Raw genomic sequence first — 12,070 nt, forward strand, 5'->3', positions numbered from 1 at the left:
CTCACATTCCCCACTCTCGTCGTAACGGGTAAGCGATCTTTTCGTAAATATTGTTGCTAATAGCATGGTTAAAAGTGTCTATTATAATCTTTTATTGCTATTACAACGAAAATTTTAGTAGTTTTGATTGTATAAAATAAGTACGTTCTAATTCAGACTCATAATAGCCGACGTTAAATAGAGATGTGTCGATGAGGTCACTAAATGTATTTGGAAGCTTACAATTCCACTTAATATAATCCAATTCTAGAGGGAAATCCTGAGCATTAGGATTTGGTGTGTGAACGTAAACAGCATCAGCTCCAGCGTCCTCCTCATGAATACACACCCAGGTTTGAAATGGCTTATTTAGCTGTTCAAGTTGTTTTAAAAATCTCGAATATAGTTGCATATGTGCTTTAATGTGTGCCCTTCTAACTTTTAAACTGGCGTTTCCTAGACTCCGAAGTCAAGATGCCTATGCCAAAAATCGTACCAAGAATCCTCACCTACATGTAACTGATAATTTTCGACCAATGACCTTAGTTTATTGAAATATCTTTTTTTACCGTGAAACTTTTTCATGTTTTCCCCACCCTAAGCTTAATAAGAAATCAGAACTATGCACTTCTGAATGTCTATACTGTGCTCCAATTTGCTTTCTTGCAAGAATCGAGCAACATCACATTTTGAATTTCTGCCTCATCAAGCTTCTTGTGAAGCTCTAGGAAGCGAAACCAAAACAGATAGTTATCTAAGTATTTCGTCGCAACCCCATTGAACCTGCGAACCCAGGTTTTTAATCTGGAATGGTAGGCGTTAACGTTTTGAATGTGATAGATACCTTTCCTTATCAAAATGCCTTTTCGCAGATTCACGGCATGGTGTTCGATGTTCGACTTTGATGCAAATAGCTTATAGTTCCGAGCGGAATCGGTGCAAAGTTGCGATTTTGGTGCGATAGTTTTGCCGAGTACGGCATCAAGTTCCTTTGCCGTTACGCGACCCTTGCCCGCCACTTTGGAGACAACGCCATTCGTGCGGTCAACGGCAACGACGACACAGACCTGTTCATGACTAATACCTCGCATTTTCGATTTTCCGCCGCTTTTTCTAGGCTTCCGATGCGTAATCTTTTTCTTTCCCTTTAGAGACTCCAAGAAGAACGTTTCATCAGATTCGACGATACCTTGAAGTTTATGGACATCTAGGCTGCGGATGGCGTTTAGGATTTTATGCCGCCAGTAAAATGCGGTTGAGATGTGGATGTCCAATTTCTTGGCGATTTTGGGCAACGTTAATCCTTGTACCATGTATTCGAAATATTTTTTCCACTTGTCAGGATAACGCGTACCTGCAATCGGGGTAGCTGTGGCATCGTTGAACGTCGTACCGCAGTCTTTGCAAAGATATCTTTGCCGAGAACGGTACTTTCCATTTCGTTTCACACAAACACTGCCGCAATGTAAGCATGCGACACCGTTGCTAAAACGAGACTCCCGTAATTCTTTTGTGAACGCGTCGACTGGCGTCTTTGGTTCGGGAAAGATGGAATCCTTTATCGCATCAAACAGTCGAATTTTCTCACTTTTTGGCAAGTCCTCAAACGCTTCGTACACATGCAGCCAATCCATTTTTATATCGCTCCTATATAAATTATCTATTTATTTTACAGGATGCCCTTATTAGCAACAATCAATACGAAAAGAGCGTTACAAAAATAAAAAATCTGTATAATGCATTATTTCTGTGATGCTGAGCATATTAAATCTGCTTAAGAATCTAAGAATGAAAAGGAGCATTATTTAACAATGGGTATTTTAAGCGGTAATCCTAAAGATGAACCTATGCATTATGGTGAAATTCACGCTGTGTGGATGGCCTCAACGACAGCAAAAGGCGCTGTTTCCTGCTATCAAGCGTATTTAAATCACTGTGGAGATAAGGATCTTAAAAAAGTACTTGACGATCTTATTGATCAAGCAAAGATGGAGATAAAAGAATGTGATATATTACTCACCGATAACGGTATTGCTCCTGCTCCTACGATGCCCGAAAGACCACCAGTAAAATTCGAAGATATCCCTGCCGGTGCTAGATTTACCGATCCTGAGATAGCTGCTATAATTTCAGCAGATACATCGATTGGACTGGTTGCTTGCAGCCAAGCAATGGGTCAATCAATTAGAGAAGATATTGGAGCATTATTTGCTAAATATCATCTTACTAAAACAGCATTTGGCCTTCGATTACTCCAAATGAGCAAGGAAAAGGGTTGGCTAATCCCTCCTCCTCTTCAAATCAAGCGGCCTGAACCTGTTCACGCGTAATTTGAATTATAATCCCGCTCAATGAGTGGGATTATTTTCCCAAGCTCCTCAATATTCTATAATGCTCCCATAGTCTGAGACACAGGAGAGCGAAAAATAAGTTATACTAAAACCATGGAAAAACGAAATCGATACACCCCAGAGTTTAAAACGAAAGTTGTGCTGGAGGTACTGCGGGAAGAGCAGACCGTGAACGAAATAGCCGGTAAGTATGAAATTAGCCCTGTGATGATCAGTCGTTGGAAAAGCGAGTTTCTGGGCAAAGCAGCTACAGTGTTTGAGAAAGGACCGAGCGAAGCAGAAAAATTAAAAAAAGAATACGAGAACAAACAGGAACATCTGGAAAAGCTAGTCGGTCAACTTACGGTTGAAATCGATTGGCTCAAAAAAAAATCTGGATTTAAATAAGCCGTTAAGAGAGCGTCAAGGTATGGTGGAACATGATCATCCAACCATCAGTATCATGAGGCAAGCTGAACTACTGACGGTAAATCGTACGAGCGTGTATCGCCCTTTTGTGGACAAAAGCCCGACTGAAGAAAATGTACAGATCATGCATCGAATCGATGCGATCTATATGAAGCACCCTTTTATCGGCTACCGACGAATGACGAAGGCGCTTCAGGATCAGGGCTTATGGGTAAATCGGAAGCGTGTGAGGCGTCTTATGCGATTGATGGGACTGGAGGCTATCTATCCGAAGCCAAACTTGAGTAAGCGTCTGCATGCTACCTACTGTCGTCCTTACCTGCTACGAGGTCTCGTTATTGATCGTCCTAACCAGGTGTGGGGGATTGACATCACATATATTCGGATGAGCAAGGGTTTCATGTACCTCTTCAACATCATCGATTGGTACAGCCGCAAGGTCATCGATTATGAGCTCTCCAATACGCTGGAGAAGGGCTTTGTTTTCAGCTGCCTAAAAAGGGCCTTCAAGCGCTGCAAACCCCAGGTTCTAAACAGCGATCAGGGCTCTCATTTTACCAACGCATCCTATCTGGAACTGCTGGAGAAAGAGGGCATTCAGATCTCAATGGACGGTAAAGGACGAGCTACGGACAATAGTCGCACAGAGCGATATTTTAGAGCTTTAAAGTACGAATGCATCTTTCTACATGAGTTTGAAACTCCACGAGCGCTACGAGAAGGCATTGATCGTTATGTCCAATTTTACAATAACGAACGCCCCCATCAAGCCCTTGATTATGCGAAACCTGAGCGCATCTATACCGATTGTTTGATTGCTAAGGCTTCATAAAAGTTTAAAATTCAACCCATTTCAAGCAGAGGAGGAATTAACTTATTTCCTTTCCAAAATCTTGACAATGGGGGGCATTACATTCAGTCCTGTTCGCTGCGATATCCTGTCGTTGACTCCAGCCATGCAAAAACATCCTCAGTCAGTTCCGTTTGGTAGGCTGAAATCTTGCAAGGATAGCTCAATGCCTTGGAGACGCTTCAGTTCCTTTTCCTGATCGATTAACGAAACCATTGGTCTAATAAACTCCAGTTCCTCTCTCAACTGCTCATTTTGCATTGCATACTGATTAAATTGTACTGTCAGTTCTCGAAGCTTTTAGGTTTGAATATTTCTTGACTCATACGCCGATTATATATCTACTCGCAATGGTTTAAGTTCCTCTTGAGTTGCCAAAAGATCTGCTTCCAACAACTGTCTAATGACACTCAGAAGCACAAGAAATATCTGAACTGGTTGGCGAACGGGTTGCGCAAAGCGTCCGGCCAGAGAGATGAGTAAAGAAAAATAACCATGCTCCAACTAAACGGAGCACGGTTATTGGGGAAATTATTACAGCCAACTACGACTTATAATGACTAAAAGAATGAAAAGTACCAAAATGACACCTATGCTAGTAAAATGATGTCTGCGTTCTTCAAATTCAAATCCACCCATTGTTGAATTCCCCCTCCAATTTGAATTGAGGTTTTTACCTCAAAATCAAGTTATGCGGATCATGTACATACTGTATGGACGAGTGACAGGAGGGTTTATATTTCATTGAAGAAAATTTGTCATGGACAGACACGAGTCTAAAAGCCCTCTTTCCTTCTGGTCAAGCCCCAATTTTGTAGACATTGAAAAAACTAAACAAGCTGGCGCCGGTACTCAACTGGAGTTAGCTTGTTTAGTTTTTTCTGAATACGTATTTTCATTTATAGTGGGATTCTTTTATATAGTCAATTAGCCGAATCCTCTTTTTAGGTAACACCCCGTTTATTTCATTTTCAAATTGTTCTTCTGTTTGACTGATTAACAGGTCCCAGCCTCCTGCAATAATCATTCCGTTTTTAATGTCAATTTGCTTTAATGGTTCCATCCTCCCAATTACCTCAAACAAATGAGCAAATTTCTTGTATCCATCTGGAAAAAACCACTGAGCGTCTTCTTGCTCATTCGTAATACCAAATTGCGTGATTTGATGAAATAGAACTTCAGTTGACTGAAAATCATTTATAGTAGGCTTGGTTTCTTGATTTATCCTGGTCTTAACTATCAAATTATACCCTGCCTCTTTAGACTCAAACGTTTCTAAAACTAGAGCCCCGCCATAGTTCCCACTATGTAAATGAAAAGCTATACAATCCCCCTTAAGAAAAATTGCTGGCTTATATCTAATTTTTTTTCGTTTTTTTGGACTTTCTTTTTCCGTAGAAATTGTATTTAAAAATTTGTTAAGAACTTTATTTCTAGCTCTAATATCTCTTTCGTCTGCCTCGAGCTCTCTCCAGATTCTAATATCTTCTTCACCATCTATTATACTTTTTACTTTTTCAAAAATTTCAGGTCTCAGTGCTTTGCATTCCCATTGAGCCTTTGCAAGGGCAAACCAAAAATTTGTGTGATCCTCAGCAAATTGAATAGTTTCTTTAAACCTTTCTCTAAGGGAAACGGTAATCTCATCGACTTCTTTACCTTCGTTATACATGGAGAAAAACTCTTCATATACCTCACAATATGTATCATTGCTTGATATTCCAGTACCGCAGGTCCCCATACTATTCACCTCATTAATTACACCTATTAAGGTGCGTATCTTACAACTTTTTCAAATTATATCACGCTCTTGGTATTATAGTAATCTGCCCGTTAGTTTAGTCATGGTCTAAATATATACCGGGTATCACAAATCTTTTTATTGCCAAACCTTCCGAAACAAAAAAGTCTTGAATGTTTTTCTTTTCGTACTCCTCCAAAATGCATTTGAATATTCTGCTGATCAAAATACAATCTCCTAAGGCATTGTGACGGGGGACATCCTTTTGTTCAACCTGATAATAATTTATGAGAAAGTTAGTTGAAATCACATCTTTATATTCCTGATGAATGTTCGCAAATAAACCCTTAGTATCAATTACTGGATTGCTGAACAATGTCGTCCCGTATTGTTGGCAGTGATTTTCTAGCATAGGAACATCGTACTCATAGCCAGCTTGTGTAACTAAGACGGTTCCTTCACAGAAGTGGAGAAACTGCTTGTATACTTCAGGAAATGCTGGAGCATTCTTAATATCTTCATTTGATATTCCAGTTAATTTTTCAATCTCTGGCGATATACGCTTAGGTGATTTAACTAAAGAACTAAACTTCTCCTTTATCTCACCATTTTGCAATATGACTGCACCAATCTGGGTAATATGTTCTGTTCCAAAGTTAATCCCAGTCCCTTCCAGGTCAAAAACACAATATTTCTGATTAACCAAATTTTTTATGTTTACATCTTGTAGGGAATATTCGTACTTTGATAAAAATGTGATTCTCATTGCTTGAACCCCCCCATCTAAATGTTACCTAAGTAACCTAGTAAGTATTTCTTCCTTGATTAACCAATTCCTTCTGCGACATTACTGCCCTTTAGTTGAGCGGTGACATCATTAAGACAACAATCGCTGCTACAACCTAAAAGTAACGACGGTAGAGTTCTCGCCGGCGTTCCCCGCGCAGCTGGGCGTATCCAGGTCTCCTAGCTCTCTTACAAGCATCTTGAACTGAAGGGCGTAGGCTTTCAATGTACTGGGACTAAACCCCTGGATACGTTTATCAGCTTCATACAGTCGCCATAACTCGCTTAAAATCATAAATAAAACCTCCCATAATAGCTACTAAATCTAGTTTGCTTCTTATGGAAGGTTTTAGACTGACTTTATTAAACTAGCATACTCGTTAGCGGAATGTTCTTAAAGACCTCTCCCTCTCTCTTTTGTCAAAAACAAAGCTAGGTCATGCCCAACTCGCACGAAACTGCCTGCTTCCACCTGCTTGCCTTCGTAAAATATTCCTCTTCCATCAGGGATGTATCCCCTCTTAGCGTACAGTCGTTGTGCATTTCCGTAATCATAATAGAGTCCTACTCCAATACCAACAATGCCGTATCTGTCGAATGCGATTTGTTCAATAGCACCCATTAATGCATTTCCGATGCCTTGTCGACGTAGGGAGGGAACCACATCAAAGTTATTGATTTCTGGAATCCCTTTTTCTATGAAATGCGGATATTTTGATTTAGCTAAAAGATGTAACCATCCAGCAAACCGCTGATCGTGTAAAGCAATAAGAGTAATCCGTTCACCAGACATATTCTCTTCCCAGCATCTTTTTATATAGTCCATTGGTTTCCCAATCTTGTGGTCTTCAAGTGCTTGGAAAATCGCATCAACATCCACACTATTCATTTGTCTAATTCAATGTTGGTATTCATACACAATTCCCCCAATGTTCCTGACGTTATACAAATAGTACCATACAGCTTTTCGGACTGAATTATTATAACTAAAATATCCTGTCCGTTGGGTTAATGAAAAAGGAGCTGCTGCCGCTGGCAGAATGCTCCTATTATTTGTTGAACTAACGTTCGCCGTTAACGTAAATCTCTTATTGTCGTTGGAAAAGCTATTCAGACTTCGGTCTTTTGACGCTTCTCGTTGTTCTAGATCGCCAATTCTATTCATCGAAAATTTTCCTGCTTAGTTCCTTAATGGAGGGGTTGTACTCCCCTGAAGTGTCAATATTGAATATAGGGACGTCGATCCGGGGTTCCTCATAAGGGCTCACGCTCAGTTCAATTCCTTTTCTGGCCATGTCGACTCCCTTATCGCCATGGAAATACTCCCGAAGCGGATTATCCAGTCCCCGCCGGACAAACCTGTCGAGCGCGATCTTTTCGTCAACCTTGCAAATCAACAGATAGATCCGCGCCTTTTCCATGAACTGTTCAAGCATGGTCGACCATATCCTGTGCTGGAACGCTGCTTCAGCAATCACCGACACGTTGTTTGTTATCAGCCCCATGAGCGTATCAAAGAAGATTTCCGTGGCCGTTTTATTGGCTTCCTCCGGAAGCTCGTTATGTCTTTTGCCGAAAGTATGCACATACCCTTCCTTAATCTGATCCCGGCTGATTACTGGCATAAAAATCTCATTACCAAGCTCCTTAGAAAATGTTGTTTTCCCTGAACCTGGCCTACCAGTGACAACTATTAAATACGGCTTTGACATGTGTTTCACTCCTTATGACGTAATAAAATGATAAATAACTGCCCATTTTGTATAGTATCAGTCCTAACCAGACTCGCATTTCAAAAATAATTAGAATTTGCTATTAGTAAAAATATTGGTATGTAAATTTTACCAAAAGGGTATTTAGTTATTCAACTCAACTATCTCCCGTTCCCTGGCTTATCGTCTGTACGTCGCTTTTTAGATACATTTGCACCCGTTACTTTAATAAAAACAGGGAGCAGCCGCCGCGTGGCAATCTGCTCCCTAGCTATTGCGCTATCGTTCGCGGTATCGCTCAATTGCAGCGAAGTGCTGCCTTATAGACGGGAACAGACTACTGGTTGGCGCAGGAAGATGAAGGCGGCGAAATACTTCGCAGAAGATATCCGTCGCACGTGCATCATCCTCAATTGTCGACAACGGCGTACCAGGTTCGACACTCTCCAGAAGGGCAACGCCCCAATCCTCGTCTTCATCTAGCACATTAATCGCCCCCGACCCTCATAGGCACGAAGCACACTAATTTCCCTAGAAAGCTTGCCTTTCATGAATGAGGATTTAAGGACGACTGGCTTCCCGTCACTGCGCTTTGCCCGGAGCAAGAAGTTATATGATAAATTAGAAAATGGAGCTTCCGGGCTAAAGTCAAAGCGTCTTGCACAGTCGTTAATCAATCCAGGCAGCGCCTCCGCCCATGCTGCGCCTTGCTTACCGTGAAGTTCGTTCATTCTTACAATAAAAGTATCGGGGATCATAATCATGCCGCTAATGGCTCCTTTCAGTGAAGTAGTTCTACTTATACTCTTCTTCGACATAAGGGGATGGAAAATCCTGTTTCTCCATTTCCAGCATTCTTCTAATAGGGGTCACCTCACGAAACGGAAAAAATCGTACGTTAAGCAATTCATTGAATGAAAAACCGGACCCTTTACTTCACAAAGGAATCCGGTTTTCGTAATAAGGTAGCTAGAGTTCGTTGAACTATCGTGTCCCGATAGTTTAATACAAATGGATTCATTTAGGCTCTTCGATTGCCCAGAAACGATTTCCGTTCGGATCAAAAAACATCAAAACCTTATCTCCTCCACCGCCGATCGTAATCTCTCCCACTGTGACGCCGCTGCCAATTAATTCAGATCGCAACTGCTCTATGTCTTCTGTTGTAAATTGTATCGAATAATGTGGGTTCAGCTTAATATTACCTGTATACCAAATGCTGTTTTCGTCAGTTTCTTCTCCGAAAAGTAAGATTTCCTGCCCGTTAGCTCAACGCCCAACAGAGACATATGTACAAAAACCTATATTTTGTGAAGATGTAACCGCGATTTGTGCCAGACATGTTGAGAACCGACGCCAGACGGTCAAGCGATCTCCGTGAAGTCCGGCAAGTACAAGGCTCAATCCTTGGCCCTTGAGCCTGATGTCTCCACCTGCGGCTACTTCTGGTCCATAGCCGCCCAAACCAACGGTTGTATACGAATCCACGGCATCAACGAACAGACCCGTCAGCCCGATATTGAGATTCTTAACGTCCTTGAACAAATGGGCTGTACCGTCATCCGTGGAGCGGATTTCATCGAAGTTACCGGAGCTCCTCAACTGAAGGGCGGATTCTCCATCAGCATGAAGCGCTGGTCTGACCAAACCTTAACCATCGCTGCCATGGCCCCGTTCGCAGACGGCCCCATCACGCTAACAGACGCCGCTCATATCCGCCATCACGAATGCGACCGGATAGCTGCCATCTGCACTGAGCTTGGCAAGCTCGGAATTCGGGTGGAGGAGCATCCTGACGGTCTGACAGTGTATCCGGGCGAGCCCACACCCGCTCTGCTTGATACCTACGACGATCATCGCGTAGCCATGGCGCTCTCGCTGATTGCCGTCAAAGCGGACGGCATTCGGATAGCCGATCCCGGCTGCGTTTCCAAAACATGTCCGGACTATTGGGACCGGCTGAGCGCTCTAGGCTTGGATGTAACCCTCTCATAGATTTAACAGTCAAAAGGTGCTGGATTTAAAATAACTCCAAGAGACCCTTTATTAGAACGCTAATAAAGGGTCTCTTGGAGTTGTAAAATGTTTTAATATTTATGTAACTTTTTCCAAATCACCTCGTCTTTATTAATGAACTAGATACATAGAATAGGAGTTGTTATGCAATGAAAAAGTTAATCATCGGTCTGACTGCAGGAATGCTGATCGGATCGGCAGCAACAGCTTTCGCATCATCGGAGGATATTGGCAAGGACGTCCAAGCGGTATGCGCCAAATTTACTTTCAAAGTGAATGGAGCTGAGAAGCCACTGGAAACAACTCCGCTTGTGTACGAGGGTACCGCCTATCTGCCAGTAAGAGAAGTGGCCAAGCTGACAGGATATGAACTCTTATATAAAGAGGACACCCGAACCATTGAACTCACTAACAATGCCAGTGCGGCTAGTACCCCACCTGCGCCTCCTGTTGTGAAGACGGAGCCTCCTGCCGTTCCTGAGGGGCAGAAGGCCGCAGAGCCTGAAAAGAAAAGCAATAATGCTGTAAATCCAATGAATCAGGTATATTTGAGTGAACTACTGGATGCTTTCGCTAAGAAAGGCATCAAAAAAAATAAAGGTGGCGGCTCTGGAGATATAGCCAATTTCGAAATTGATGGGAAAAACTATGTTTTGAATGTAGTCGGAAATGATTCCACCGGTCGTATTCTCGACATCACTCCTCTCATCGAGGCCAACATCATTACCCTGGCTGATGTGAAAAGTGCTAATCCGCAGCCCGCTAAGGTAAATGACCCTGCGCAGAAGACAGAAAAGGAACCTGAAAAGAAAGCCACTAGCGATAAGAAAGTATCGAATACAGTGACTCGTGTGTACTTATTCGACTTGTTGGATGTGCTTAGTAAGAAGGGTATAAAAAGCAGCAGCGGCGGTTCAGGAGATAACGCCTATTTTGAAATTAACGGGAAAAGCTATGTAATGAAAATCGTAGAAACAGATTCCAAGGGTCGTATCCTTGACGTCACTCCTTTAATCGATGCCAACATCATTTCCGTGACCGATGTGCCAATAGTAAAGTAAGTCGCTAGACTTGTACGATGCAGGGAAGAATTGAAATTCAACTGGACCAAAGAAAAAGGAGCTGCTCCGACAGCTCCTTTTTCCTGCACCTACAAACTTGCTATCTCCATGAGTTACTTGGCCACGTTCTTCAGAATTTCAATGTCCAGCGGATAATCTGGCGAGCACGCGGAGCAAATGGCTTTCCAGGAAATAGAGTACTTCAAAGAAAAAGCAAAAGAACGCTATAAAATTGAGGCCAAAAACAGCGAACTCAAGAATCGGCACGGGTACGACGTAGCCGATTCCTCGGGTCTGTTAGGCATGTAAATACAAGGGGCAATGGCGATATTCGCAGTGAATTTAAACCGAATCATGAAGATGGCAGACTAAGAAAACAGCGAAAGAACCCATGAAAAATGCGACACCCTCTGGAAAATCCAGATCGGGTGTCGCATTTTTTTGCCTACTGCCAGGATTCACCGAAAAACCTTAAGTTCTTCAGTGGCCACCGATTTCTCGTGGGCTTTGCCGGTTTATATCAGAATTGTTCTAATTAGTATTCCCCTCAATGAGCGAGTTTATTCAGTAATATGGTTCCATCATTAAAAACACTACTACTCCAGTAAAACTGACATATAGCCAAATAGGCATTGTCCATCGAGCAATGCGCCGATGCTTTTGAATTTGATTCGTCCATCCCCAAACAAGTGTGAATAGGGCTAGCGGTATGATTATTGCGGCAAGGATGCTGTGCGAAATTAAAATAAAAAAATAAAAGGTTCTGATAATGCCTTGGCCGCCAAATGTCGCTATTTCTGAGGACATGTAGTGAAATGTTAAATAAGAAACCAGAAATAATAATGTCGAGGTAAAGGAAGCAAGAATGAAACCTTTGTGCACCTCGATGTTTTTTCTTAAAATTGCAATTAAGCTCGATATCAAAAATATAAACGTAAAGCTATTTAAAACTCCATTTATTCTCGGGAAGATGACTAAATCAAATTTGATACTTCCTTTGTATCCTATCGGTGAAAAAAACAAAAGAAGTATAACAAAATTTACAATCAAGGACGTTACAATTATAGGAATCGCATAGCTTTTATTATTGGCTGGTTGATCATTTGAGTTCATTTGATCCAAACGCTCCTTCTGCAGGCAGTATCCAATACGGTATTTTCGATCAA

General features: G+C 41.9%; 14 protein-coding genes and 1 pseudogene. 5 read left to right on the top strand and 10 right to left on the bottom strand.

What is annotated here, in order from left to right; translation table 11 throughout:
• Positions 1–617: 617 nt before the first annotated feature.
• Positions 618–1,613 carry an IS1595 family transposase gene (locus tag QMA13_RS24395; RefSeq protein ID WP_282936320.1) on the bottom strand — a complete coding sequence of 332 codons (996 nt, stop codon included), beginning with the start codon at positions 1,611–1,613 and terminating at the stop codon, positions 618–620.
• Positions 1,614–1,790: 177 nt separating this feature from the next.
• On the opposite strand from QMA13_RS24395, the gene QMA13_RS24400 reads away from it, so the two are divergent.
• On the top strand, positions 1,791–2,309 hold the full coding sequence (locus QMA13_RS24400; protein WP_282936321.1) for a DUF3231 family protein: 519 nt from the start codon (positions 1,791–1,793) through the stop codon (positions 2,307–2,309).
• Positions 2,310–2,423: 114 nt separating this feature from the next.
• Positions 2,424–3,570 (top strand): IS3 family transposase gene (locus QMA13_RS24405; protein WP_481858018.1). Its coding sequence is split into 2 segments (ribosomal slippage): positions 2,424–2,695 and positions 2,694–3,570, totalling 1,149 coding nucleotides; the frame shifts between segments, so codons are not numbered across the junction.
• Between the two features lie 552 nt (positions 3,571–4,122).
• Here the strand turns inward: QMA13_RS24405 and QMA13_RS24410 are convergent.
• The 8 genes from QMA13_RS24410 to QMA13_RS24440 all read right to left on the bottom strand — a co-directional run bounded on the left by QMA13_RS24410 (position 4,123) and on the right by QMA13_RS24440 (position 8,973).
• Positions 4,123–4,227 (bottom strand): YjcZ family sporulation protein, encoded by a 105-nt coding sequence (locus QMA13_RS24410; protein WP_282936323.1) that lies wholly within the window; start codon positions 4,225–4,227, stop codon positions 4,123–4,125.
• Between the two features lie 256 nt (positions 4,228–4,483).
• A complete protein-coding gene (locus QMA13_RS24415; protein WP_282936324.1) occupies positions 4,484–5,338 on the bottom strand; it encodes a hypothetical protein in 855 nt (284 codons plus the stop codon).
• An 88-nt stretch (positions 5,339–5,426) separates the two neighbouring features.
• Positions 5,427–6,095, bottom strand: coding sequence for a 3'-5' exonuclease (locus tag QMA13_RS24420; protein ID WP_282936325.1), 669 nt, complete (start codon positions 6,093–6,095; stop codon positions 5,427–5,429).
• A gap of 414 nt (positions 6,096–6,509) precedes the next feature.
• Complete coding sequence (locus QMA13_RS24425; RefSeq protein ID WP_282936326.1) at positions 6,510–7,004, bottom strand: GNAT family N-acetyltransferase; 495 nt, start codon at positions 7,002–7,004, stop codon at positions 6,510–6,512.
• Between the two features lie 268 nt (positions 7,005–7,272).
• Positions 7,273–7,827 carry an AAA family ATPase gene (locus QMA13_RS24430; RefSeq protein ID WP_282936327.1) on the bottom strand — a complete coding sequence of 185 codons (555 nt, stop codon included), beginning with the start codon at positions 7,825–7,827 and terminating at the stop codon, positions 7,273–7,275.
• Between the two features lie 279 nt (positions 7,828–8,106).
• Positions 8,107–8,313 (bottom strand): aminoglycoside phosphotransferase family protein, encoded by a 207-nt coding sequence (locus tag QMA13_RS36705; RefSeq protein WP_481858019.1) that lies wholly within the window; start codon positions 8,311–8,313, stop codon positions 8,107–8,109.
• On the bottom strand, positions 8,307–8,645 hold the full coding sequence (locus QMA13_RS24435; RefSeq protein WP_282936328.1) for a hypothetical protein: 339 nt from the start codon (positions 8,643–8,645) through the stop codon (positions 8,307–8,309). Before QMA13_RS24435 ends, QMA13_RS36705 begins: the two co-directional genes overlap by 7 nt.
• A gap of 199 nt (positions 8,646–8,844) precedes the next feature.
• On the bottom strand, positions 8,845–8,973 hold the full coding sequence (locus tag QMA13_RS24440) for a hypothetical protein (protein ID WP_282936329.1): 129 nt from the start codon (positions 8,971–8,973) through the stop codon (positions 8,845–8,847).
• Positions 8,974–9,204: 231 nt separating this feature from the next.
• Here QMA13_RS24440 and QMA13_RS24445 point away from each other — a divergent pair, with 231 nt between their 5' ends.
• From QMA13_RS24445 to QMA13_RS24455, 3 genes and pseudogenes are all read left to right on the top strand, one after another.
• On the top strand, positions 9,205–9,822 hold the full coding sequence (locus QMA13_RS24445; RefSeq protein WP_282936330.1) for a 3-phosphoshikimate 1-carboxyvinyltransferase: 618 nt from the start codon (positions 9,205–9,207) through the stop codon (positions 9,820–9,822).
• Between the two features lie 170 nt (positions 9,823–9,992).
• Positions 9,993–10,904: a stalk domain-containing protein gene (locus QMA13_RS24450; protein ID WP_282936331.1), complete on the top strand. Its 912-nt coding sequence runs from the start codon at positions 9,993–9,995 to the stop codon at positions 10,902–10,904.
• 156 nt (positions 10,905–11,060) lie between these two features.
• A pseudogene (locus QMA13_RS24455) lies at positions 11,061–11,276 on the top strand (IS5/IS1182 family transposase); the annotation flags it as partial.
• 192 nt (positions 11,277–11,468) lie between these two features.
• Here QMA13_RS24455 and QMA13_RS24460 read toward each other — a convergent pair.
• Entirely contained in the window at positions 11,469–12,017 is a 549-nt protein-coding gene (locus tag QMA13_RS24460; protein WP_282936332.1) for a DUF420 domain-containing protein, read from the bottom strand.
• Positions 12,018–12,070 lie beyond the last annotated feature (53 nt).

This window comes from Paenibacillus sp. RC67 (genome assembly GCF_030020805.1).
Lineage (GTDB): Bacteria > Bacillota > Bacilli > Paenibacillales > NBRC-103111 > Paenibacillus_S.